This window comes from Nesterenkonia suensis (assembly GCF_054782935.1).
This window is the reverse complement of record NZ_BAAGRN010000027.1, coordinates 60,353-84,398: the sequence shown is the minus strand read 5'-3', so window position 1 is coordinate 84,398 and position 24,046 is coordinate 60,353. Positions and strand designations below refer to the sequence as shown.

15 protein-coding genes, 1 pseudogene and 1 CRISPR repeat array are annotated in these 24,046 nt (G+C 67.3%); of the genes and pseudogenes, 5 read left to right on the top strand and 11 right to left on the bottom strand.

From position 1 onward, the window contains the following. Both ACYVKI_RS14745 and ACYVKI_RS14740 read left to right on the top strand, forming a co-directional pair. A complete protein-coding gene (locus tag ACYVKI_RS14745) occupies positions 1–867 on the top strand; it encodes an enoyl-CoA hydratase/isomerase family protein (RefSeq protein WP_460691123.1) in 867 nt (288 codons plus the stop codon). After that, a complete protein-coding gene (locus ACYVKI_RS14740; protein ID WP_460691122.1) occupies positions 864–1,763 on the top strand; it encodes a 3-hydroxyacyl-CoA dehydrogenase family protein in 900 nt (299 codons plus the stop codon). The genes ACYVKI_RS14745 and ACYVKI_RS14740 overlap by 4 nt, the downstream gene beginning before the upstream one ends. A gap of 7 nt (positions 1,764–1,770) precedes the next feature. Here ACYVKI_RS14740 and ACYVKI_RS14735 read toward each other — a convergent pair whose 3' ends face one another. After that, the gene (locus ACYVKI_RS14735; RefSeq protein WP_460691121.1) at positions 1,771–2,691 is read right to left on the bottom strand and encodes a LysR substrate-binding domain-containing protein; all 921 of its coding nucleotides are present in this window, start codon (positions 2,689–2,691) and stop codon (positions 1,771–1,773) included. A 137-nt stretch (positions 2,692–2,828) separates the two neighbouring features. Between ACYVKI_RS14735 and ACYVKI_RS14730 the strand changes: the two genes are divergently transcribed. The 3 genes from ACYVKI_RS14730 to ACYVKI_RS14720 are packed head-to-tail and all read left to right on the top strand — an operon-like array spanning position 2,829 to position 5,847. Beyond that, positions 2,829–4,118 carry a CaiB/BaiF CoA transferase family protein gene (locus ACYVKI_RS14730; protein ID WP_460691120.1) on the top strand — a complete coding sequence of 430 codons (1,290 nt, stop codon included), beginning with the start codon at positions 2,829–2,831 and terminating at the stop codon, positions 4,116–4,118. After that, entirely contained in the window at positions 4,115–4,546 is a 432-nt protein-coding gene (locus tag ACYVKI_RS14725) for an acyl-CoA thioesterase (protein ID WP_460691119.1), read from the top strand. Before ACYVKI_RS14730 ends, ACYVKI_RS14725 begins: the two co-directional genes overlap by 4 nt. 56 nt (positions 4,547–4,602) lie before the next feature. Further along, a complete protein-coding gene (locus tag ACYVKI_RS14720; protein ID WP_460691118.1) occupies positions 4,603–5,847 on the top strand; it encodes an acyl-CoA dehydrogenase family protein in 1,245 nt (414 codons plus the stop codon). On the opposite strand, the pseudogene ACYVKI_RS14715 reads toward ACYVKI_RS14720, so the two are convergent. The 10 genes and pseudogenes from ACYVKI_RS14715 to cas3 all read right to left on the bottom strand — a co-directional run. Then, positions 5,799–6,754 (bottom strand): annotated as a pseudogene (locus ACYVKI_RS14715) (helix-turn-helix domain-containing protein); the annotation flags it as partial. The gene ACYVKI_RS14720 and the pseudogene ACYVKI_RS14715 sit on opposite strands and share 49 nt — an antisense overlap. A 123-nt stretch (positions 6,755–6,877) precedes the next feature. Beyond that, complete coding sequence (locus ACYVKI_RS14710) at positions 6,878–7,411, bottom strand: GNAT family N-acetyltransferase (RefSeq protein ID WP_460691117.1); 534 nt, start codon at positions 7,409–7,411, stop codon at positions 6,878–6,880. A gap of 134 nt (positions 7,412–7,545) precedes the next feature. Continuing rightward, positions 7,546–14,834: a CRISPR direct-repeat array (repeat unit 28 nt; unit sequence GGCTCATCCCCGCGTAGGCGGGGAGCAC). Between the two features lie 28 nt (positions 14,835–14,862). Continuing rightward, positions 14,863–15,258 carry a type I-E CRISPR-associated endoribonuclease Cas2e gene (gene cas2e, locus ACYVKI_RS14705; RefSeq protein ID WP_460691116.1) on the bottom strand — a complete coding sequence of 132 codons (396 nt, stop codon included), beginning with the start codon at positions 15,256–15,258 and terminating at the stop codon, positions 14,863–14,865. Then, positions 15,255–16,202, bottom strand: coding sequence for a type I-E CRISPR-associated endonuclease Cas1e (gene cas1e, locus ACYVKI_RS14700; RefSeq protein WP_460691115.1), 948 nt, complete (start codon positions 16,200–16,202; stop codon positions 15,255–15,257). Before cas1e ends, cas2e begins: the two co-directional genes overlap by 4 nt. A gap of 1 nt (position 16,203) precedes the next feature. Further along, on the bottom strand, positions 16,204–16,893 hold the full coding sequence (gene cas6e / locus ACYVKI_RS14695; RefSeq protein ID WP_460691114.1) for a type I-E CRISPR-associated protein Cas6/Cse3/CasE: 690 nt from the start codon (positions 16,891–16,893) through the stop codon (positions 16,204–16,206). Beyond that, positions 16,890–17,585, bottom strand: coding sequence for a type I-E CRISPR-associated protein Cas5/CasD (gene cas5e, locus ACYVKI_RS14690; protein WP_460691113.1), 696 nt, complete (start codon positions 17,583–17,585; stop codon positions 16,890–16,892). Before cas5e ends, cas6e begins: the two co-directional genes overlap by 4 nt. Beyond that, on the bottom strand, positions 17,582–18,724 hold the full coding sequence (gene cas7e / locus ACYVKI_RS14685) for a type I-E CRISPR-associated protein Cas7/Cse4/CasC (protein WP_460691112.1): 1,143 nt from the start codon (positions 18,722–18,724) through the stop codon (positions 17,582–17,584). The genes cas5e and cas7e overlap by 4 nt, the downstream gene beginning before the upstream one ends. A 77-nt stretch (positions 18,725–18,801) precedes the next feature. Next, positions 18,802–19,314, bottom strand: a complete 513-nt coding sequence (gene casB, locus ACYVKI_RS14680) for a type I-E CRISPR-associated protein Cse2/CasB (RefSeq protein ID WP_460691111.1) — start codon at positions 19,312–19,314, stop codon at positions 18,802–18,804. A 133-nt stretch (positions 19,315–19,447) separates the two neighbouring features. Next, a complete protein-coding gene (casA, locus tag ACYVKI_RS14675; protein ID WP_460691110.1) occupies positions 19,448–21,145 on the bottom strand; it encodes a type I-E CRISPR-associated protein Cse1/CasA in 1,698 nt (565 codons plus the stop codon). Positions 21,146–21,147: 2 nt separating this feature from the next. Beyond that, complete coding sequence (gene cas3 / locus ACYVKI_RS14670; RefSeq protein WP_460691109.1) at positions 21,148–23,997, bottom strand: CRISPR-associated helicase Cas3'; 2,850 nt, start codon at positions 23,995–23,997, stop codon at positions 21,148–21,150. Between the last annotated feature and the right edge of the window lie 49 nt (positions 23,998–24,046).

Genomic DNA, 24,046 nt, shown 5'->3' with positions numbered 1-24,046 from the left:
ATGGAACATCGCACGACGCACGAGACGCGCAGGATCGGCAGTCTGATCCTGAGCGTCCAGGACGGTATCGGCATGATCACCGTGGACCGACCCGAGGTCCTCAACGCCCTGAACAGCACGGTGCTCCTCCAGCTGGCCGAGGCCGTGGAGGAGATGCGCTGGGACGATTCAGTGCGGGTCATTGTGCTCACCGGTGCCGGAGGAAAGTCCTTCGTCGCCGGAGCCGACATCAACGAGCTCGCCCGACGGACTCCGGCAGATGGCCTTCGGGCGACGATGCAGCGGCTCTACTCGACCGTGGAAGCGGTGGAGAAGCCCACGATTGCGGCGGTCAACGGGTATGCATTCGGAGGCGGGCTGGAGCTCGCGCTGGCCTGCGACATCAGGATCGCCTCCACTGCCGCACGCTTCGCCCTGCCTGAGACCGGACTGGGCATCATCCCCGCCGCCGGCGGGACGCAGCGGCTCGCCCGGCTGATCGGTGTCGGGCGAGCGACCGAGATGATCCTCACTGGCCGCCGCCTCGACGCAGAGGAGGCGCACCGAGCGGGGCTGGTGACTGCCGTCGTCGAGCCTGAGGATCTGCTGGGAGAGGCCCGGCGCACGGCCGAGAAGGTCATGTCCCGGGGGCCGCTGGCTGTCCAGCTCGCCACCACGATCGTCCGGCAGGGCCTGGATGCCGACGCCTCCACCGGGATGCTGCTGGAACGGTTGGCGCAGGCCGTGCTCTACAGCACCGGAGAGAGGGACGAGGGCACCGGCGCATTCCTCGAGAAGCGCCGTCCCGACTACACCGCGCACCAAGTGGTGCAACCAACGCGTCAGGGCTCGCAGGCCCCGGCCGCACAAGGGGGAGATGGCGCATGAGCGGACAGACCGCACAGGACACGACGTCGGCGAGCGTCGCCGGGATCCGGACCGTCACCGTGGTCGGTGCAGGAACCATGGGGTCACAGATCGCGGCCGTGGCCGCCCTGGCCGGGTTCGGCACTCATCTGGTCGACATCGCCGAAGAGCCGCTCAAGGCGGCCGCCGACCGTCTCCACACCCGCCTGGCCAGAGACGTGGAGAAGGGGCGCCGCGCGCAGGACGACGTCGCTGCGGCGTGGGAGCGCCTGGAGCTCACCACGGACCGGGATGCGGCAGCGGCCGCCAGCGACATCGTCATCGAGGCGGCCGTGGAGGACCTGACGATCAAGCGACGCATCTTCGCCGAGCTTGACGCGGTGTGCCGTCCCGAGACCATCCTCGCGACCAACTCCTCCAACATCGTCTCCTCCCGGGTGGCCGATGCGGTGGAGCACCCGGAACGGGTCTGCAATCTGCACTTCTTCAATCCGGCCCTGGTCATGGAATGCGTGGAGCTGGTCCCGCATGAGGGGACTTCCGAGGAGACGATGCAGCGGGCTGCCGAATTCACTCGTGCCCTGGGCAAGACCCTGGTGGCGCTGAAGCGTGAAGTCCCCGGCTTCATCGCGAACAGGCTCCTCAATGCGGTCCGTCAGGAGGCACTGAACCTGCTGGACCAGGAGGTGGCCGACATCGAGGACATCGACGCCGCGGCACGCACCGCCCTGCGTCACCCCATGGGCCCGTTCGAGCTGATGGACCTGGTCGGCATCGATGTGGTGCATATGATCCGGCACGCCGAGTACGAGCAGACCGGGGATCCCAGCACCCTGCCCCACCGGGCCATCACTGAGCTCTATGAGGCCGGCCGGTATGGTCGCAAGAGCGGTCGCGGCTGGTACACCTACGACTGAGCGTCCCTCAGGAGGGCGCCCCGCCGGTCTGCGCGCGGGGGTCGGGATACATCTTCTCGGCGATCCCGATCACCGCGCGCAGAGCAGGATTGTCGTCGGCGCGGCGCCAGATCATCCGAACCTCCAGAGGGCGCTCTTCTGTCGAGATGCTGGAGAACACGACGCCGTCGGAGGAGACGTTGTCGCGCACGGAGTCCAGACTGAGCCCGCATCCCATCTGGGCGCCCACGAGCACCACCTGGGTCCAGGAATCGGGCGCCGTCTGGAGGACCCGGGGGACGAAGCCTGCCGCCATCGCCAGGGAGTTCAGCCGGTTCTGCAGGGCAGCACCGGGGCCGCCGGGAAGCGTGATCCAGGGTTCCTCTGACAGGTCCTTCATGTCCACGGTGGTCCGAGCGGCCAGCGGGTGTGAGCTGGGGAGCACGACCATGACTTCCTCGAGGGTGATGACGGTGGATTCCACCTCTGCGGGGAGGAAGTCCCAGCGGCCGATCACGAGGTCCAGCGAGCCGTCCAGCACCCGTTCCAGTCCCAGGTGGGAGAACTGCGAGCTATAGAGCTCCAGCATCAGGCCGGGGCGTGATGCGCGGACCTGCCGTGCCAGTTCGCCGACCTTCCGGTTGATGGAGGCTCCGGCGAATCCGATGCGTACACGTCCGGTCTCGCCGCTGAGCGCGTTGCGGACGGCCTGCTCGGCCGCCTCTGAGGCGTCCAAGAGTCTGCGGGCAGGGTCCAGCAGCGCACGTCCTGCTGAGGACAGCGCTACGTGGCGGGTGCTGCGTTCGAAGAGCTCCGCCCCGAGAGTGCGCTCCAGCTGCTTGATGAGGCGGCTCAGCGGCGGTTGGGCCATCCTCAGCCGCGCTGCGGCGCGGCCGAAGTGCAGCTCCTCCGCCACCGTGAGAAACGCCCGGGCCTGATGCACTTCCATGCGGCTCCTGTTCGCCGTCACCCTCCCTGATTGTTGTCCATGAGGTATCAGAGTGGAGATGAATTTGTCTTGGACAAAGCCTAATCCGCATGGTTGTGTGGTGCAAAACACATGGTGCACCGTGAATGGGAGAAGTGATGGCACTGTCCGCCGCAGACATCGGCTCCGAGAAGCATCAGCAGCGCGACCGCCCGCAGGAGGGACGGTCGACGTCGCAGGTGACAGAGGCGACGCCCAACGGGCCGCTGACCGGCGTCGTGATCGCCGACTTCTCCCGCGTCCTCGCCGGACCGTACTGCACTATGTTGCTGGCAGACATGGGCGCCACCGTCATCAAGGTGGAGGGGCCGGGAGGGGACGACACGCGCCAGTGGATCCCCCCGCACCGTGACGGAGTCAGCACCTACTACCTGGCGGTCAACCGCAACAAGCACTGCCTGACCCTGGATCTCAAGGACCCGGAGGACCTGCGCACCGCCCATGAGCTGCTGGACGCGGCCGACGTGTTCGTGGAGAACTTCAAACCCGGTGGGCTCCAGAAGTTCGGTCTCGACGGGGACGCCGTCGCCCGGCGCTGGCCCCAGCTCGTGCATGTGAGCATCACCGGCTTCGGCACGCGGGGCGGGGCCACGATGCCCGGCTACGACCTCCTGGCGCAGGGGGTCTCCGGGTTCATGTCCGTCACCGGAGATCCGGACGGCAAGCCCCAGCGTGCGGGAGTGGCCATGTTCGACGTCATCACCGGTCTGCATGCAGCCGTGGGCATCCTCGGGGCGCTGCGTGAGCGTGAGGTCTCCGGGCAGGGCCAGCACTTGGAGCTGGATCTGCTCTCCTCGGCACTCTCCGGGCTGGTCAATCAGACCGCCGGATACGCGGCCTGCGGCAACGTGCCGCGTCGTCTGGGCAACGATCACCCCAGCCTGTACCCGTACGGGCCCTTCCCTGCCCAGGACCGTGACCTCATCATCTGCGTCGGCAACGATCGGCAGTTCACCCGGCTGGTGGCGCGCCTGGGGATGCCGGAGCTCGCCGCGGACCCGCGCTTCTCCACCATGGAGGCCCGCAACGGGCACCGCCATGAGCTGCGCCCGCTGCTCGTCGAGGCACTCGCCAGAGCCACGGCCGACGAGTGGTTCGACGCGCTCCAGCAGGAGGGGGTTCCCTGTTCACCGATCCTCGACATCGACGAGGGTGTCGAATTCGCCGCCTCCCTGGGCCTGGAGCCCGTGGTGGACTGTGGTGCCGGTGACTCTCGAGTTCCGACCATCCGGCATCCTGTGACTTACAGTCGCACGCCCGTGAGCTACCCCAAACAGCCGCCGGCCCTCGGAGAGGACCAGGAGGCAGTGCTGTCCTGGCTCGCCGATCGACGGGATCAGCGGGCCCAGGACGGCGCGGACGCAGCGCCGCAGGAGGGCGACCGGTGAGCGCCGCCGCCCCGTTCGTCTGCCCCATGCCGCTGCGCTGGTCGGACCAGGATCTCAACGCCCACGTGAACAACGCGAAGGTCATCACACTGTTCGAGGAGGCGCGGATCAAGGCGTCCGCCCACTGGTTCGGCGGGGTGCCCCGCCGACCCCGCCTGGTGCGCTCGCTGACGGTGGATTACCGCCATCCCCTGCACTTCTCGGCCGAGGCCACGGCGCACGTCTGGATCTCCCGGATCGGAACCACATCCTTCGTGGTCCACCACGAGATCCATCAGGAAGGGCGTGCCTGCGTCACCGGTCGGTCGGTCATGGTCTCCGTTCATCCGGAGACAGGGAAGCCCGAGCCGCTGAGCGACGAGGCGCGCCGCGACCTCGAAGCCGCGCTGATCATGGACGCGCCGACCGACACGTCCTTCGCGGGCTGACCACCAGCCTCTGATACCACCCTGTCTGATCACCTGAGTGAACGGAGACGCCATCCATGTCCGAGCCCTTCACGGCCGCGCACGCCGCCGACGCGATCCTGGCACACGAGCTGACCACCCTGGACTTCTTCTCGCTCGACGAGGGCCTCACCGAGGAGGAGATCGAGCTGCGCGACCGGGTCCGGGAGTTCGGACTGCGTGAGATCGCCCCGGTGATCGATGAGCACTGGGAGAGGGCGGAGTTCCCGGTCTCGGTGCTGCCCGGGCTCGCGCAGCTGGGCATCGTGGGCGGTTTCATCCCAGGGTATGGATGCCCAGGGCTGTCCCGTCGGGCGGCTGGGATCGTGGCCCGGGAGATGGGGCGCATCGACGGCTCGGTGAACACGTTCTTCGGCGTCCACTCCTCGCTCTGCATGGGGAGCATCTACATGCTTGGCAATGAGGAGCAGCGCCAGCGGTGGTTGCCCGCCATGGCCCGGTTGGAGAAGACCGGGGCCTTCGCTCTGACCGAGCCGACCCACGGCTCGGACTCCGTCTCCCTGGAGACGCGGGCGCGCAGAGAAGGTGACACCTGGGTGCTCGAGGGGCACAAACGCTGGATCGGCAACGGGCACGCCGCCGACGTCGTCGTGGTCTATGCCCGCGATGAGGCTGACAACCAGGTCAAGGCCTTTGTGGTGGAGAGGCAGGACGACGGCGCCTGGCCCGCGGGCTACCGTCCCGAGGTCATCACCGGGAAGATCGGCAAGCGCGCGATCAACCAGGCGGACATCGTGATCGAGGGCCTCAGGATTCCCTTGGAGAATCGTCTGGAGCACTGCGAGAGCTTCGCCGGCGTGAACCGGGTGCTGGCCGCCACGCGCGGCGGGGCGTCCTGGGAGGCGCTGGGTCACGGGACGGCCGCCTTCGACATCGCCGTCCGCTACTCCCTGGAGCGGGAGCAGTTCGGCGGACCCATCGGCGGGTATCAGCTGGTCCAGGAGAAGCTGGCCACGATGCTCTCCGACCTGGTCTCCATGCAGCTGATGTGCCTGCGGATGGCGGAACTCGCCGAACAGGGGAGGCTCACCGGTCCCCGAGCTTCACTGGTGAAGATGACCACGTCGCGGAAGGCGCTGGACATGTGCCGCACCGCACGGGACATCCTCGCCGGCAACGGTCTTCTGCTGGAGAACGAGATCGCGCGGCACCTCACTGACATGGAGGTCGTCTCCACCTACGAGGGGACTGATTCGATGCAGGCGCTCATCGTCGGTCGAGAGATCACGGGCCTCTCTGCCTTCACCCGCTCGCGTCGCTGACCGCGGTCGGCAGGGCGAGGGTGAAAGGGGTCGAGTGCGGCGTGGTGGAGTCCGGCGCCGCACAGCCTTGCGCACAGTTCGTGAGATCGCACCCGCCAAGGCTTCCACAGGGCGGGTGAAGTCCGCAGCCCGGTAGTTGGTCCCGTTGTCGGTGACCACCCGATCCAGTCGCCTGATCCCGTCAGCGGCGAAGAAGACCCGGACCTTGGCGAAGAAGCTGATCGTGGTCGCCGCGGCCTCATCGTCCAGGGCTTCGGTGTAGGCCAGCCGGGAATACCCATCCACCGCTGAGTGCAGGTAGGTATAGCCGACCCGGGCACCGGGACCGCGCTTGGCCTTCAGCGCCGCGCCAGTACCCCGGCCGTGGGCGAACCAGCCGCCTCCGTCGGGGATCCGCCCGAGCTTCTTCACATCCAAGTGGACCATGTGACCGGGCCAGTAGGCACGGATCCGCCGCGGTGGACGCCGCTGATCCTCACCATCAGGGGCCAGGTCCCGCAGCCGGGAGATCCCCAACCGATGCAGCCACCGGCCCACGGTGCGCAGCGCGATGACCACCGGGGCATGCCACCGGACCTCGGCGCCATCGCTGTCTTCAGTGTCGTAGCCGCCGGTGACCAGGTGTTGCCAGATCCGTCGGGCTGACTATCTACGGTGCCGGCGCAGGTCCTCGATGCGGGTGACGATCTCTGCCGGGGTCTGCCCGGGGCTCTGAGCGGGTCGACAGGTCCGGTCTTGGAGGCCTTCTTCGCCTTCAGCGAGGCAGCGGGCGACCCAGGTGGTCACCATCGGGCGTGAGACCCGGAACTCGGCAGCGACGTGGGCTTCTGGGGATCCCGTCGTTCAGGTGGCGGGTGACCATTCGGAGTCGGCCGGTGGGGGTCAGGGGTGCGTTAGCGTGGGTCATGGACGGGCTCTCTGGTGCGGATGGGTTGTGTAGGAACTTCCAGCCTGTGGCGGGGAGCCCGTTCCTCATCTCATCGACGCACCCGTGATAAGAACCTCATGCCCCACAACAACTAGGGCCGGGTCAGGACTCCAGGCGCTTGACCATCCGCTCCTCGGTCTCCGTGGCGGTGCCGGGGGCGCCGTCGTCGTCCACGGACGAGTACGTGGTGGTGGTGCGCTCGCCGGTGGGCCGGTAGCCCAGCCGCTCGTAGAGCCGCCGGGCGGCAGGGTTGTTCAGGTCCACGCGCAGCTGGAGGGTCAGCGCCTCCTCGTCATCGGCAGGATCACCGTCGTCCGGCGGCTCCCCCTGGGCGGCCCGCTCCAGCACCGCCTGTTCGGCTGCGCCCAGCAGCGCGGTGCCGATGCCGTGCCCGCGCCGGGTCTCGACGACGTGGACGTTCCTCACCTCGGCCGGCCAGGTCCAGCAGAGCTCCAGTGAGCCGACCAGCTCGCCGTCGCAGCACGCGATGAGTCCGGTGCCGATGCCGTGCGCCTGCTGGCGCAGCAGATACGGGCCCATGCTGGCGACCTCCGGCCGGGCGGTGAGGAAGGAGGGGAGGTCGGGCTCGCGGATCTCACGGACCTGGTGGCGAGCGGCAGGGGCGGTCATGGTCATCCATGGATTCTTCCACGGTCGCCGACACCCCTGGACAGGTGAGGTCTGCGGTCTACACTGTCCGCGGAGGTTCGGCGCCCGCTTCGTTCGAGCCCCAGATGCGGAGCCAAGACCAGGGTCGGCAGGCTGACTCGGGCTCACCCCTGCGTAGGCGGGGAGCACGCAGGCTCGCCGGATCGTGAGCCGTCGCTGACGGGCTCATCCCCGCGTAGGCGGGGAGCACTCCTCGAACGAGCCCTCGAGTTTCGACTCGACGGGCTCATCCCCGCGTAGGCGGGGAGCACTTCGTTGCCCTCAACCACCACGACCCGCACCTGGGCTCATCCCCGCGTAGGCGGGGAGCACAGCGGGACCATGCCCTCCGCCTCAATAGCGTCCGGCTCATCCCCGCGTAGGCGGGGAGCACGCCAATCAAGGCTGGGACCGCTTCGCGGACCACGGCTCATCCCCGCGTAGGCGGGGAGCACAAAGCCACCTCCGTGCTGGTGGAACTGGGCGTAGGCTCATCCCCGCGTAGGCGGGGAGCACGCATGAGCTCCTGCGGCCCGTGGTTCGCTGACCGGCTCATCCCCGCGTAGGCGGGGAGCACTCTCGCTGGTTCCTGCGGTGGTTGCTGAGTGCGGGCTCATCCCCGCGTAGGCGGGGAGCACTCCGTGGCACGGCAGTACCGATCCATGGGGGAAGGCTCATCCCCGCGTAGGCGGGGAGCACTGCTTGATGCGGACGCGGACCACATCTGGACCGGGCTCATCCCCGCGTAGGCGGGGAGCACATGAGAGAGAAGCTAGACCCGAACCCGGTGCAAGGCTCATCCCCGCGTAGGCGGGGAGCACGAGGCTGCGGATGAGCTGGGCTGCTCGTTCGTGGGCTCATCCCCGCGTAGGCGGGGAGCACTCCCGGTAGACGACCACCATGTCGTCGGTGAGCGGCTCATCCCCGCGTAGGCGGGGAGCACGTCTCCGTGTCGGTGCGCAGCAGAGCTTCGACGGGCTCATCCCCGCGTAGGCGGGGAGCACAACCGGTCGCCCTCGAGGTCGATCCAGCCTATGGGCTCATCCCCGCGTAGGCGGGGAGCACGGGCACATGCTCACCGAATGCCTCTGGCAATACGGCTCATCCCCGCGTAGGCGGGGAGCACGAGCTGCAGGGCGGATGGAGCTTCCCGGTCACGGGCTCATCCCCGCGTAGGCGGGGAGCACTCGTACCATTTCGGTGCCGATGTCCAACGTCCGGGCTCATCCCCGCGTAGGCGGGGAGCACGATGGTGAGCTGTCCGGGGCGATCCCGGAGGACGGCTCATCCCCGCGTAGGCGGGGAGCACTGCATCAGCGACTTCCCGCCAGAACGCCGAGCGGGCTCATCCCCGCGTAGGCGGGGAGCACATCGCGGGGCATATCTTCTTCGTCCCGCCGCACGGCTCATCCCCGCGTAGGCGGGGAGCACCGCATGGCGAAAAGCTCGCCCGGCCCCGACCCAGGCTCATCCCCGCGTAGGCGGGGAGCACTGGGGCTCGGGCATCGCCGAGCAGGGTGTCGCGGGCTCATCCCCGCGTAGGCGGGGAGCACACCGTCCCCGGCGAGGTGGTGCAGGAACTCGGAGGCTCATCCCCGCGTAGGCGGGGAGCACAGGTTGGCGGCGTCGTAGGCGCGCCGGGTCTTCGGCTCATCCCCGCGTAGGCGGGGAGCACGCACACCACCGATGGAGACATACCCTTGACACAGGCTCATCCCCGCGTAGGCGGGGAGCACAGCAGGATCGGAGCGTCAGCCCCGGTGGCCGCGGGCTCATCCCCGCGTAGGCGGGGAGCACGACCACGCCGCCGCCGCGTTCCCGCCCGTGGTGGGCTCATCCCCGCGTAGGCGGGGAGCACATCGCCGAGGCATGGGACGGGCTCAAGTCGGCGGGCTCATCCCCGCGTAGGCGGGGAGCACTTCGACGTGCAGTACAGCATCTTGCAGGGGCACAGGCTCATCCCCGCGTAGGCGGGGAGCACCAGCCAAGTAGTCCAACGGAACCATTCGCCCCGGGCTCATCCCCGCGTAGGCGGGGAGCACACCGAAGTGTCTGACTTCAACGAGCTGAACCTGGGCTCATCCCCGCGTAGGCGGGGAGCACGGCGACGGGGCTGCTGGGCTGCGGCTCGGCGCGGGCTCATCCCCGCGTAGGCGGGGAGCACGAAGGCCATGTTGACGCCGCCGCCGAGACTGAAGGCTCATCCCCGCGTAGGCGGGGAGCACGCAGACACCGTCTCGTACTGCGTCTCGGCCTCAGGCTCATCCCCGCGTAGGCGGGGAGCACCGCACCAATGGTGGCGACCGGCAGAATCTCACCGGCTCATCCCCGCGTAGGCGGGGAGCACTCGCGGAAGCACTCGGCATCACGGCCGGAGAGCGGCTCATCCCCGCGTAGGCGGGGAGCACTAGCTGGCGACCCCTCCGGCGGTGATCCCCATCGGCTCATCCCCGCGTAGGCGGGGAGCACCCGTCCATGCACGCCTTCAACGTCGGCACGAGGGGCTCATCCCCGCGTAGGCGGGGAGCACTCCCCCTCCACGACAGATGATGAGGCGATCATCGGCTCATCCCCGCGTAGGCGGGGAGCACCCGCTCGTGCTCCTCCGGGACGTCCTCGCCGCGGGCTCATCCCCGCGTAGGCGGGGAGCACGATATCAATGCGAGCCGTCCAGCCGACGCACAGGGCTCATCCCCGCGTAGGCGGGGAGCACCGCGAAGAATCAGCTCGTTCCCGTGGTGAATGAGGCTCATCCCCGCGTAGGCGGGGAGCACATGAGTGACCCCTTGGTGAGCTGGTCGGCGGCGGGCTCATCCCCGCGTAGGCGGGGAGCACACCAAAGTTCTCCGGTCGGGTAATGCGGGGTGGGGCTCATCCCCGCGTAGGCGGGGAGCACACCTCGGAGGGTTCGGCATATATGCAGCCGTCGGGCTCATCCCCGCGTAGGCGGGGAGCACTGTGCGGCGATGCCGGCTACAGTGCCAGCCGAGGGCTCATCCCCGCGTAGGCGGGGAGCACGTGCTCGCGGTCGTCGTAATCCATGTAGGGATAGGCTCATCCCCGCGTAGGCGGGGAGCACGACCCTGCCGCCGAGAGTGGCGGTGCTGACCCGGGCTCATCCCCGCGTAGGCGGGGAGCACGTCCACAGCACGTGCCCGTAGGCTCCCTGGTCGGGCTCATCCCCGCGTAGGCGGGGAGCACTCCGCGCTGACCGCGAACCAGAACGTGCGTACCGGCTCATCCCCGCGTAGGCGGGGAGCACGCCTTGGCGGTCCACGCGGAGACCTTGTCCCAGGGCTCATCCCCGCGTAGGCGGGGAGCACGCGGTCTGCATGGCGGTCTCGCCGTACACCGACGGCTCATCCCCGCGTAGGCGGGGAGCACCGCCTGGGACATCATTGAGGAGACTCCGGCGCTGGCTCATCCCCGCGTAGGCGGGGAGCACGAGGAGGCTGACCCGGTTAGCTATCAGGTCGCAGGCTCATCCCCGCGTAGGCGGGGAGCACTTGAGGCATCCCACCTGCATGGCATGTCCCGCAGGCTCATCCCCGCGTAGGCGGGGAGCACCTGGCCCGCAGAGCAGGCCCAGTCCGCCGACGCGGCTCATCCCCGCGTAGGCGGGGAGCACGTCCGTAACGCCAAGGCCGAAGCGCTGCGTGAGGGCTCATCCCCGCGTAGGCGGGGAGCACGGCGAGGTCCATCCCTCGATGGCGGGCCATCCGGGCTCATCCCCGCGTAGGCGGGGAGCACAGCAGCGCGAACGTGTAGATGGCGTCTCCATTGGGCTCATCCCCGCGTAGGCGGGGAGCACGGGGTAGCCGCCAATGAGAATCGCTTCCCTGTGGGCTCATCCCCGCGTAGGCGGGGAGCACACGACATCGCGGCCCGTGGCACACGATCCTTGGGGCTCATCCCCGCGTAGGCGGGGAGCACGCTATACGGAATGGGAATCACAGGGTTTCAGAAGGCTCATCCCCGCGTAGGCGGGGAGCACCCCCACCGGATAGCCCCGTCCAGCTGCCGGAGCGGCTCATCCCCGCGTAGGCGGGGAGCACGAGGCGATCCTCCAGGCCGTCGAGACCTTCGAGGGCTCATCCCCGCGTAGGCGGGGAGCACGACATCGAGGTGGGCGTGGATGATCCAGGGATGGGCTCATCCCCGCGTAGGCGGGGAGCACAAAGTCGTTGCCCTGGAGCAGGACGGGCGCGGGGGCTCATCCCCGCGTAGGCGGGGAGCACATCAGTCCGAGGTCACGGCGGATGCTGCGGACCGGCTCATCCCCGCGTAGGCGGGGAGCACCGACCTGCCGCAGCTCCTCTACCGGCTTGATTCGGCTCATCCCCGCGTAGGCGGGGAGCACCGACCTGCCGCAGCTCCTCTACCGGCTTGATTCGGCTCATCCCCGCGTAGGCGGGGAGCACTGCTCAAGTGAACCTGACCTGGAAGGAAACCACGGCTCATCCCCGCGTAGGCGGGGAGCACCCAGGTCCAGGGACTCCTGATCGTGGGAGAGAGGGCTCATCCCCGCGTAGGCGGGGAGCACAGCCTCTACATCAAGGATGCGAAGGTCACGAAGGGCTCATCCCCGCGTAGGCGGGGAGCACTTTCGACCATGAAGGTAGTGAGCCTCGCCAGGTGGCTCATCCCCGCGTAGGCGGGGAGCACCTTTTCCTCTGTGTCGAGTCTCCGGCTGAGGACGGCTCATCCCCGCGTAGGCGGGGAGCACGCTGAGGACCCAGTCAATAATGGGTGTGGCTCCGGCTCATCCCCGCGTAGGCGGGGAGCACCGTGCTGTGCTCCGCGCTGATCTCGGTGATGCGGGCTCATCCCCGCGTAGGCGGGGAGCACGTGGATCGGACGCGCAGGACTTCCCCGCACGAAGGCTCATCCCCGCGTAGGCGGGGAGCACCTCCATCGCGTCCATCGCCTCGGTGTCCTCCGGGGCTCATCCCCGCGTAGGCGGGGAGCACGGGGCCATGGCTGCAGCCAAGGCGTCGTTGGCCGGCTCATCCCCGCGTAGGCGGGGAGCACCCCTCTGCGGATCAGCACGACGAGCGCGACAAGGGCTCATCCCCGCGTAGGCGGGGAGCACTGTTCGATCACATTCGTGATCTTCATGCCGTCTGGCTCATCCCCGCGTAGGCGGGGAGCACTCGCTGATCCGTGTAGATGACCCTGATTTCACGGGCTCATCCCCGCGTAGGCGGGGAGCACTGCGCGTCTCGCGCCGACTGGTGGGCGGGCACGGGCTCATCCCCGCGTAGGCGGGGAGCACGGCTCGCCGCCGTCCTCATTGATCCACAGGGGAGGCTCATCCCCGCGTAGGCGGGGAGCACTCGCCATCGTCATCACGGAGCCAGATGCAATAGGGCTCATCCCCGCGTAGGCGGGGAGCACGACGCCGCGATCGACAAGTTCATGGAGCTGGTGGGCTCATCCCCGCGTAGGCGGGGAGCACCACGGACGGCTGTGTGGCGCCGAGGTTGACGTCGGCTCATCCCCGCGTAGGCGGGGAGCACTGGGACGTCAACGCCGATGCGCTGATCACCCAGGGCTCATCCCCGCGTAGGCGGGGAGCACTGACAGAGAGAGGGACAGGGAGGCCCTTCGTCAGGCTCATCCCCGCGTAGGCGGGGAGCACTCCTACGGCGACCGCATCGAGGTCGACGGCGAGGGCTCATCCCCGCGTAGGCGGGGAGCACCTCACTGGGGTCATAATTGACCTCGCCGGACACGGCTCATCCCCGCGTAGGCGGGGAGCACATAAGGGATTCCGGTTATCCATCGGCGACCCTCTGGCTCATCCCCGCGTAGGCGGGGAGCACGACTACACCATCAGCGCCCTCGCCGTCGCCGCGGGCTCATCCCCGCGTAGGCGGGGAGCACCAGCAGCGCTTCGGCGCCGGCATCTCGTACTCGGGCTCATCCCCGCGTAGGCGGGGAGCACCTTGTCCACGGTGCAGACCCGATCCGCCGGGGCGGCTCATCCCCGCGTAGGCGGGGAGCACGGTGGAGGCGCTGAGGCCACGGGCACACAGGAGGGCTCATCCCCGCGTAGGCGGGGAGCACTCTGGACAGGAGAGGTGAGGGGTGGTGAACATGGGCTCATCCCCGCGTAGGCGGGGAGCACACGTCAACGGGGCACTGCTGTCCGCCGGTGACGGGCTCATCCCCGCGTAGGCGGGGAGCACTCACCATCCCACCCAATCGCGACGAAGGCCAGGGGCTCATCCCCGCGTAGGCGGGGAGCACCTCAGGTGGCATCCGGGTGCCTGGCTCGCAGAGGGCTCATCCCCGCGTAGGCGGGGAGCACGGGTATCCGGGACGGCATCTACGTACTGAAGGAGGCTCATCCCCGCGTAGGCGGGGAGCACTCGGTTCCATGAGTCTCCAGCGTGATGACCACAGGCTCATCCCCGCGTAGGCGGGGAGCACATCACGACGATCTTCTCGATCTTCACTCTCGCGGGCTCATCCCCGCGTAGGCGGGGAGCACCCGAGCACCGCCAGGGGCGCCCACAGCCGCAGCGGCTCATCCCCGCGTAGGCGGGGAGCACTCCTGGATGACACGGTCCGGGTCGCCGTCCCAGGGCTCATCCCCGCGTAGGCGGGGAGCACCCCCTGGAGGCCCTGATGGCGATCAATGACGGCGGCTCATCCCCGCGTAGGCGGGGAGCACAAGACGCCCGCCAGGAGGCTCGCAACGAGGCCCGGCTCATCCCCGCGTAGGCGGGGAGCACCCACGGATCGGACGGCCGCAGTCCTCACAGGTCGGCTCATCCCCGCGTAGGCGGGGAGCACCTCGATCCTTGCCACCAGATCGCGCTTCATGTCGGCTCATCCCCGCGTAGGCGGGGAGCACAACCCCGCGGAGATCGCGACCCAGTACGGCTGGGGCTCATCCCCGCGTAGGCGGGGAGCACATCCGGGCGCTGCTGTCCTCGGTGACGGGCATCGGCTCATCCCCGCGTAGGCGGGGAGCACACAGCCCCCACACGCTCAATCCAGCCAGACACGGGCTCATCCCCGCGTAGGCGGGGAGCACTTGGAGGTGTGAGGCATGGCGATCCGGGACACGGGCTCATCCCCGCGTAGGCGGGGAGCACTGGGACTTGGAGGACATCTACCCTCGGCTCGGGGGCTCATCCCCGCGTAGGCGGGGAGCACTTGCGCAGAAGGAAGGACAAGCGGTCGTTCTTGGGCTCATCCCCGCGTAGGCGGGGAGCACCGCGGCCGTGGCGGCGCCGAAGGGATCGACCAGGGCTCATCCCCGCGTAGGCGGGGAGCACTCCTAGACCATCGGACCTCCACGCCCAGCACCGGGCTCATCCCCGCGTAGGCGGGGAGCACCGATCCCCCAGCGAGAACACAGGTCAGGTCCAAGGCTCATCCCCGCGTAGGCGGGGAGCACACTTCCTGACCTGCGATTTTATCGACGGTCAGGAAGTTTCAGATGCAGTTTCATCGTCGGAGGTCTCGTAGCGCCTCATCCACGAGGCGCGCCGGCTTCGCAATTGTCCACGGGCTGCACTCCAGCCGGTCTTCTTCTGCTGGGGATTCTTGCTGATCGGTCGCTTCATCACGGTGATGCCATCCAGATCGGTGGGCTCCCAATGATGGTCATGGACGTGAAACTCGAGGCGCTGCTCATTCCCACTGGTATGGACCATGAGGGCACGTCCCTCACGGGCCATACCGCAGACGCGTTCCCACAGCTTCTCTCGGACACGTCTATTGACGTTCCCGACGAAGACTCCTGGGCTGATCTCCAGCAACCACTTCGTCAGGTCCCCACGAAGTCCCGGAGGTGTAGCCGTCAGTACGAGAACCATCATGTCGGCTCCGTCTCGTGGTTCTTTCCTGCATCGACGCCGCCGTCGGGGTCCCACAGCTGGAGATCCTCAGCATCCCGGTCCCAATCGCCTGCAGTATCGTGCGAGGTGCCTGCGAAAAGCGACTGGATCTGATGAGCGCACCGGGTCAGCATTTTCGTCTCCACGACATAGTCGCGGAGCCGCCGCCGCACGGCGGAGGTGATTGACTCGGTGTCCTCCACCGCCACGTCGAAGGCCGCGGGGATCGTGGTCTCAGCCTTGAACAGGTCGGCCACATCGTAGACGAAAGCGCGTGAGGTGCCCGTGTGGACGAAACCCAGGCCCGGGGAACAGCCGAGCGCGGTGATCACTGAGTGCGTCACCCCGTAGAGGGCCGCATTCCCCGCTGTGAGAGCCTGATTCACCGGATTGCTGGCATCCAGCTCCCCGGGCCGGTAGTACCGACCCGACCAGGGGATGCCCACTCGTTCGGCATGGTGGCGATAGATCTTTCGGACCCGGGCGCCCTCGCGGCCACGCAGCTGGTCCATCGTCAGAGTCGACACGTCCTCGCCAGGGAACCTGAATTGATACATCCTGCGCGCAACGTGCAGGCGGCTCCGGGTGTTGGACACCAGAGCCGCCTGACGCTGGAGCAGAGCAGAGTTCCTTGCCGTGGCGGACCCATGGGCATAGAATCGAACTCCCTGTTCGCCGCACCAGACGACGCTCACACCACAGTCGCCGAGCAAGGACATCGCTGCATGGGTGATGCGTGTGCCCGGCCCGAGCATGAGACATCCGAGCCCGGCGGCAGGAAGGTGGACGGTCCCCTCGCTGTCAGTTGACGTGATCGCATTCTCGTCTCGGTGGACGACTGACCTTTCCAAGTAGACGAACGACAGGCGATCCTCTGCCCGCAACAGCTCAGTGGGCACCGGTGGCGGTACTCCGGGGATGGACATGTCAGATCCTTCTCAGGGTCAGCAGTCCGCAGCCGTAGGCCTTACCGCGTCCGATTCCTCGGACGAGTGCGTCACGCAACTGATCCACGTCCGTCACCGTCAGCATGCCGTCGAACTGAGCCTGTCGGAGAGTCACCCGACCATAGCTGTCCGCCTCGGGGTCGGCTCGACGAAAGCTGCGGTCACCACGAGACGTGACGGTGACGCGCGGAGCGTTGTCGGAAGTGCCGTCGGGGCAAGCCCCGGCAACGTCGAAGCCCCACCGGTCCGATTTGTCCACCAGCCAGTTGATCTGCTGAGCCACTGTCACGTGAGGGATCACCTTGCCGCGTCGGCCATCGCTTCGGCGGAGTGCCTTGACGGGATTCGCACGCAGCCGGAACCCCCACCGTTGACCACGTTTCAGCTGGCCCAGGAATGGTCCGTAGTCAGCGGATCGGGCCGGACTCGTCTCCCAGCCTGCCTGTTCCACGAGGTGGCCGAGATCAGGTTTCTCCGGGGAGACCATGTACAGAGTCTGTCGGCCCTCCGCTTCATCGAGTCGCCACAGTACTCGTCCGTCAGCGGAGTCGGTCACGGTCCCAGGAGGGAACGCTCCCATCATGGCGGCGTGCATGGCCTGCGGGCTGCCGAGCAGTCGGCGGGCCTCCCGTCGCAGGGGATTAAGTGCGAGTGTGGTGAACCATGTCATGAAGCCTGCACCGCCTCGAAGAAGGGGTCAGTTGTCGCTGACCCGTCAGGATTGTCGAACTCAACCGCCTCACCGGAGACGACGGTCCTCCAGTCATAGCGTCGGTGCGTGGGGTCGAAGCTGACGGGAACGTCGCGGTGGGCGTCGCCGTCCTCTCCCGGGGCGGCGTCTCGCAGCACGGGCAGATGGACGACGCGAGCGCGGGTCTTTCGGTGGGATCGTGACGCCTGCCAGGGGACCGAACGCAGTGCTTCCTCCACATTGCCGGGATGTCGGCCGATGAGCACGTCAGGATTCGCCGGGCAGGAGCGGCGCCCCAGGTAGAGGGGGAACCGCGGCGCACGCAATGCCGCCTCCAAGGCGTCGAGCATGTCAGGATCTCCAGTGACGGCCGCGACGAATCGCGCGTCAGACAGGTAATACCGGGAGGAGAGCGGTTGAGCCGCACCAGACCGCCAGTCGATCGCGGTCTGAAAATCCCGCAGCAACGATCCGGGCTGATCGATCCGCACTCCGAACGTCAGCGCGGCCAGATCCTCCATGGAGTCGGACCGACGCCTTCCCTGTGCCGCCGCGAGCAGTCCGAGCACGCCGGACTTGGTCGGTGCGCTCTGAGTATCGCGTGTGGTGTATCGACTCTCGGAGCCCCATGACTGCAGAGGTCCGCGGAGTCTCAGGAGCAGCGAATTCATGCGGGCTCCTTCGCAGCGAGAGCGTCTTCGAGCTCGTCGAGCAGCTGCTTCCGGCTCACGAGTTCTCCGACCGCCGCCAGTGCTTCCTCCAGCGGGGCGATGGCCATGACCCAGGTCTTCTCGGCCGGAGCATCGTAGGTCTCGGAGATCTGTGCGGCCTCGGCGGCGAGCTTCTTGGCGGCCTGCGCCCGACGGTTCTCATCGGGTGACTCGATGACCGGTTCTTCGAAGGCGTTGACCCAGGAGATCGGACGGTCAGACCGGAGGGAGACGACGACAGCTTCCGGCATCGTTCTGTTCGCGAAAGTGTTCTGCTTGCCGGTTGGCATTGACGTCACGAAGGACTGTACGAAAGCCTTCGCAGCCTCGGAAGCGGCCTCATCAGAGGCCAGGTTCTCCGCCAGTTGAGTCATATTGATCGTGGCGTACCGATAGAGGGTGGACGACATCATCTGCACTGTGCCGATCATCCCCGCCCCGGTCTCCTCCGCGTCTTCGACGACGTCATCGACCGCCGTGTAGTAGTCGAACTCCGGTTCAGCAGCCGAGGTGCCCAGCGCGTGCGCGACCTGGACAGCGGCATCGACGTTGTAGTCCGGGGAGTCAGCGACCATCCGGCCGAACATCGCAATGTCGACGCTGTGCTCCTCATCCAACAGTTTCTTCGCGTCCCTCTTGCCGGGCTTGGCCCCGTCGTGGTCGATGACGTGGCGTGCCAGGCGTTCGATCTGGTGGGCGCTCAGGAAGAGCAGATAGCCGGTCTCGCCGACAGGCTCCTTCGACTCCTCAGCGTCTGCGGGGTCCTGATCCTTCTTGGGCTTCGGACGGCTCGTCTTGATGCCCGCCGCTTGGAACACGGCCTCAACGGCCTCCGCCGCTCGGGCGGTCTCCCAACTGGCGTCGAGATCCTGAATCTTCTCGACCGTCTTCTCGACCACACGTTTGGTGCGGGTGCCCAGCTGGTCTGGAGACAGGTACGTGGAGAAGTCCTTGCGGATGGCTCGCTTCCAGGCCTGGGAGGAGACCCGTTGCCGGGGAACTCCACCGAAAGTCGCGGTCTTGGGTGCTCCAGTGTCGTCTCGGTTGATGTTGTTGGGGGGAAGCGTGTGCAATGCGTGGACGTCGATGTAGAGGGACATGAGATGGCCTTTCGTCGGAGTCAAGTTCAGGTCGGGGTCAGGTCTAGGGATCGGCGGAGCGTCGTAACGATGGGACGTCAGCTGTCCGGCGTGTCGCTGTCTGAGGAGGTGAAGGCACCTCGGGCGTAGCCGCGGCCCCACCGCAGGCTCACGCGCCGTCGCCCGCCAGGTCTGCGCATATCTGCTAGGTCCTGGGAGAGCAGTCCATAGTCGGTGGGGATCTCCTCTGCGCGAAGCAGCTGGACCATGCTCCGCAGGTGATGGCGCACGGCATTCTCCCCGGAGTTGAGGAGCAGCGCGTCGAACCGGCTCTTGATCGAGGAGCTGTCCCGTCGGCGGGACAGCAGGCCTACGGCGTAACCGAGATTGTGGTCCCGGCGCGGGGCGGAGGTGTGCATCGGTCTGCTCAGGGACTGCTGATGGAGTGCCCAATGGGTGATGGCGGTGAAGGCGGCCCACTCGTGGCGGCTGGGCTCGTCGGTCCGCATCCACTGTTCCGGGAAGTCGGGGACGATCTCTTCCAGCACCAGCGTCCAGGCTCGGATGTGATCGGCCGGGTCATATCCCGCCGCGTTCCTGAGCGTGGCCACCGATGCACGTGCACTGCCGGCATGTCCGGCTTTGTCGTGTGTCACCTGGCTTTGGATGCGGTGGATGGCGGCTGACGTCAGGCGGGCCAGATCCGGTGGCACACCCGGCGCGTTCGGGGGTGCGGGGGCCGTGTCAGTGGACATGGATCTTCTCCTGTTCGGCGGGTGGGGGAGTGGCGGGGGAAGATTGCGGAAGGGTATCGGCGAGTCGCCGCATCAGTTCGCTCCACGCCGTGGAGGCAGACACCAGGCGTGGTCGTTCGTCGCCGATCAGTCGACCTGTCATGGCGGAGGGGTTGGCGCCATCGAGCAGGATCCTCGCGTGGTCCAGCACGACGCCTCGCACGGTGCGGTGCCACTGGGACTGATGAGCGCCCAGGTCCGTGTGCGGGCCCAGTCGGATCAGCCAGTCGGCAAAGGAGGCGTCAAGGGCGTGGAGGGCTGTCTGCCGAATCGTCGGGTTGAATGCGTAGTCTCCGCCGGCGGCCTGAGCGAGGGCGCCGGCGAACTGTCCGAGAGCCAGGGTCGCGTCCAACGCGGAGGTGACGGCGTCGACGGCGGCTTTGGCCAGGCTCGAGTCCTGGGCAGTCAGGAGGTTCAGCTGGCACGGCACCGTGGAGCTGATGGTGTTCGCGTAGGAGGACTGCTGCGCCCCGTAGACGGCGCCGACCAGTTCGACGTGGACCAGTCGGCCTTCGGGGAAGTCCTCGCGCCCGATCCCGTGGAGCCACTCCACAGTCGCCGGCTGATGGTCCAAAGGAGTCTTGCCTGAGGCTGCGACGACGCCCTCGCGCACCAGAAGGGCAGGGACTCCCCGCCAGACTGTCAGCTCGTCCTGATGTTCCCGAGCCATGAAGACGCTCTGCGACTTCGACGACTGGTTCCGGCTGTACCGATACCCCGTCATCGGGTCCTCGAACTGGTTCTTCGTCACGATCCGGTCGCCATTGGAGATCAGGACGCCGGTCACCTGATCACCGGTGAGATGCAGTCGAATGCGGCGCGACTGCCACGTTGCCACGTCACATGGGCCGGTCGGCGTCGAAGCCTCGCTGTGCCGTGGTGATGGGGTGTGGGGTGGGCGCTCCCACGCTGGAAGGTCCGGCTCCTTGTCGGAGGCCTGTCGGATCGCCTTCGGCGTGGTGTTGAGCATCAGGGTTTCGGCCAAGGAGGCCCCATGGAGGACAACGAGACCGACCTGGCCGGTCCACCCCGGCCCGATCGGGTAGCCCTTGCCGTTCGTCACCCGGGGGTCCCCCAGGGCACCAGGCTTGATCCCGGAATAGTCATATGCCTGCGCTGTGATGAGCCACCGTGCCGCTTCAGCCAGGCTCAGGGCCTCACGTCCGGTGCCCTCGCGCATGGTGAAGTAGTCGGATTCCGCCTCGGGAATCAGTCTCCTGACCTCCAGAGTGCTTCCATCCTTCTTCTGCAGATCGGCGACCTGCATGAATGGCGCCGAGGTGTCGAGCAGGTCGAATCGTCGACGATGCTCCTCCAGGTAGCTCAGCACTGGGGCATGGATCCGGGGAGTGTCAGGCTGCTCGAACAGGTCGATCCACCATTCGTCGTCATCCGTCCGGCGAGAGGAGAGCTCACCATGGGTGAGATGACCGCGCCAGAAGATGGCCAGGGCGACTCGAAGGATCGCTGCTGACTGAAGAGGGCTCTCTCCGCTGATGCGAGCGATCTCTGAGCTGCGGAGGAATACGTCGGTCAGGGACAGCTCCGCTGTCGTGCCGTCAAGCATCAGGCAGCTGATCCAGGGGCGGTCCAGCAGATTGAACCCCTGGGGTGTGGGTGCGGATGGAGGCGCATCGGGTGGTGCCATGGTCACTCCTGAGGGTCGTGCGCAGGTCGCGCTGCGATGTCGGTGCGTGAATGGTCGATGAGGCCCAGCTCTGGGTCGTACTCGAGACGTCGTCCGGCGAGGACGGCCTGGTTCGATTCGTCGAGAGCGAGCATCAGCTGCCCTTTCAGGGCGAAGGAGTGGTGCCATGCGGGGTCCGTCTCGCGCTCCAGCTGATCCAGGGCGGCCTCGAGACGGTCTGGCCGGGCGAAGGCGCGGGGCAGCCGGACCGAGCTGGCCGCGATCGTGTGCGCGTGGTGGTCCTCCGGGACGGCCCCATGCATGATCTCGATCCCGTCATCTGCGTTCGACGTGTCGGGATTCACCAGGCCGTAACCGTGAGTGGTGGCCCTGACGAGCAGAACTTCGATGCTCGGATCGGTGTCCCGCACCTGGGCCATGCCCCGCTCTTCGCCCCAGGAATCCTGATCCACGTCGTCAGCAGGTGCCTGAAACAGGTCAGTCAGCGTCGACCCTCGCCACGGCTCCGGCAGACGAAACGTCTCAGCTCGTCGGGAGCTCTCCTGCTCGTCCGCTTCGTGAGCGCTGAGGGCTTCCTGGAAAGGGACCCGCCAGGTTTCGGGGACGCCGGGGTTCTCATAGGTCTGATCCACCAGTGTGGGGATGTCAGCGGGGATCGTCACGGATCCGTGGTTGCGCTCCAACCCCAGCGCAGCGGTGCTGGCCAGCAGTAGGGCCTTGGGGTAGATGAGCTCAATGGTGTCGACGAAGATCGGCGGCATCTCTGCTGATGGGCGTCGCGTGTAGCCGCGGATGAGGGTCCGGGGACGCTCAGCCCATTCAGGTCGATCTCGGCGAGGGCGTGCGTGACGATGAAGACGTCCCATGCGTTGCAGGATCAGGTCGCTGGGGGCGATATCGGTGATCAGCAGGTCGAAATCCAGGTCGAGGGACTGTTCGATGACCTGCGTCGCCACGACGATCCGGCGTCGCGGACGGTCACCATCACGCGTGCTCCTGGGTCCGAGCTCCTTGAGCAGATCCGCTTCCATACGCACTCGCTGTGAGGCCATGAAACGCGAATGCAGCAATCGTGCGTCGTCGCCCACCAGCTCACGGGCCAGTCGGTATGCCGCCTGCGCGCGATCGACGGTGGAGCAGACGACGGCTACGCAGCCGCCGCTCTCCCTGACTGGGTGCAAGGCCTGGCGAAGTGCCGCGTCATCGTCGTCGAGGACTCCGATCTCCACATCCTGGTGCGCGGGACTGCTCTCTGGAGTCAGCACCGTCGTGCCATTCAGCGTGGTGAGCGTCAGGACCGGGTAGTGATCCCCCGTGTCGAGGTCTGCCGCGGGAGGAGCTTCGGGATCCAGGCCTTGCCGATACGCATCGATGAGTTCGCGTCGCCGAGTGGCCGGGAGCGTGGCCGACAGCAGGACGACGGGTGCTCGGTACTCGCCCAGCCAGCTGAGGGCTCTCCGCAGATACTGCGACATATACGTGTCGTAGGCATGCACTTCATCGATGATGACCACTTTTTGGGCCAATCCGAGGTGGCGCAGCATCATGTGCTTGGTCAGCAGGGCGGAGAACAGCACCTGGTCCACTGTGCCGACGACGACATTGGATAGAATGCCCTTCTTGCGTCCTCGAAGCCATTGGTGGGCCAGCACCTGGCCACCGGAGTCGTCCCCGATGCCGCTGAATCGTGGCAGCCGCCGGAAGGTGGTGTTCAGATGGCCCTTCGAATGCCCCAGGAACAGGGACGCCGGCGTTTCCTGGGCCATCGCGTCCCGGCACCAGTCGGTCACCCGGCGTAGCAGCCCGTCCGCCGTCGCCATAGTGGGAGCGGCGACCATCACTCCACCGGCACCGCTGCGATGGGCCAGGTGTTCCGCTGCCAAGAGTGCCGCTTCTGTCTTGCCCTGGCCCATGGGCGCCTCGATCGTCAGCAAGGCTCCTTCACCTTCGGGGACGGTGGAGGCCAGTTCGAGGGCGGCGCGTTGGGCGGGGTGAGCGGCTCGCTCCTCTGGCCAGTGGAAGCGAGTCGCGAAGGCCGTCGACGGGTCGCCCTCAGATGGCCGCGGAGCCCATGGGAGACCAGGGTTCACAGAGCTCAGCGCCTTGGGGGGCCGTGCTGGATCATCGTCGCGTCCGGATGGAGTCAGGGGGCAGGCCTCAGCGTTGGAGGCGATCCAGTCGGTCATGATCACCAATCCCGTGAGGATCATCTGTGCTGAGACCGGCCAGGAGCGACGACGCAGCTGCGGCAGGACGTCGTCGAAGCCGACCTCGTGGCTGAGGGCCTCCAGCAGATCCTGCTGCAATGCCTGCCAGGCTTCCGGCAGATGGTCGACGTGGTCGGCGGCGCGTGACAGCTCCGTGTTGGCTGGTGGCAGGCCGTGGTGAGCTCCGGCGATCGAGGCGATGCGGCGGGCGAGGCGACCTCGCAGGTCGGCCCTTCGGCGGAGGAAGTGTGTGATCGCAACGAAGCTGATGTGCGAGTGCGGGAGCTTGGTCTGGTAGAGCGTGTGCGTGTGGTGGGGAAGCCCGGCGTCGTAAGCCTGAGCGGAGAGATGAGCGAACTCCGGCCTGTCGGCCAGGACATCGACGAATAACGGGTCGGCCTTGCCGACGTCGTGGCATCCGGCGAGCCACATAACGGTGTGGCGCATCTGCTCCGTCGTGAGGCCGAGAGCGTCCTCGGCCTGCCGCCGGGCCCCTGGTGCCACCCACTCGTCCCACAGGAGGCCAGCGATGTGGGCACTATCCCTCATGTGCTGAGGAAGGCTCAGCCACCCGAACTCGTCCCCGGATTTCGCCCACAGGGCCCAGCCCTGCGCCGGCCAGTGTGTGTCAGTGGTAGGTGCCATGGTGGTCTCAGGCCTCCTCGCCAATCCTGTGGGGTGCCTCACACAATAT

Coding starts and splice junctions, on each gene's coding strand:
- cas3 (WP_460691109.1), bottom strand. CDS start 23,997: ATGGCACCTACCACTGACACACACTGGCCGGCGCAGGGCTGGGCCCTG.
- casA (WP_460691110.1), bottom strand. CDS start 21,145: ATGGCACCACCCGATGCGCCTCCATCCGCACCCACACCCCAGGGGTTC.
- cas5e (WP_460691113.1), bottom strand. CDS start 17,585: ATGAATTCGCTGCTCCTGAGACTCCGCGGACCTCTGCAGTCATGGGGC.
- cas2e (WP_460691116.1), bottom strand. CDS start 15,258: ATGATGGTTCTCGTACTGACGGCTACACCTCCGGGACTTCGTGGGGAC.
- cas7e (WP_460691112.1), bottom strand. CDS start 18,724: ATGTCCCTCTACATCGACGTCCACGCATTGCACACGCTTCCCCCCAAC.
- ACYVKI_RS14710 (WP_460691117.1), bottom strand. CDS start 7,411: ATGACCATGACCGCCCCTGCCGCTCGCCACCAGGTCCGTGAGATCCGC.
- ACYVKI_RS14720 (WP_460691118.1), top strand. CDS start 4,603: ATGTCCGAGCCCTTCACGGCCGCGCACGCCGCCGACGCGATCCTGGCA.
- cas1e (WP_460691115.1), bottom strand. CDS start 16,202: ATGTCCATCCCCGGAGTACCGCCACCGGTGCCCACTGAGCTGTTGCGG.
- ACYVKI_RS14730 (WP_460691120.1), top strand. CDS start 2,829: ATGGCACTGTCCGCCGCAGACATCGGCTCCGAGAAGCATCAGCAGCGC.
- cas6e (WP_460691114.1), bottom strand. CDS start 16,893: ATGACATGGTTCACCACACTCGCACTTAATCCCCTGCGACGGGAGGCC.
- ACYVKI_RS14740 (WP_460691122.1), top strand. CDS start 864: ATGAGCGGACAGACCGCACAGGACACGACGTCGGCGAGCGTCGCCGGG.
- ACYVKI_RS14745 (WP_460691123.1), top strand. CDS start 1: ATGGAACATCGCACGACGCACGAGACGCGCAGGATCGGCAGTCTGATC.
- ACYVKI_RS14735 (WP_460691121.1), bottom strand. CDS start 2,691: ATGGAAGTGCATCAGGCCCGGGCGTTTCTCACGGTGGCGGAGGAGCTG.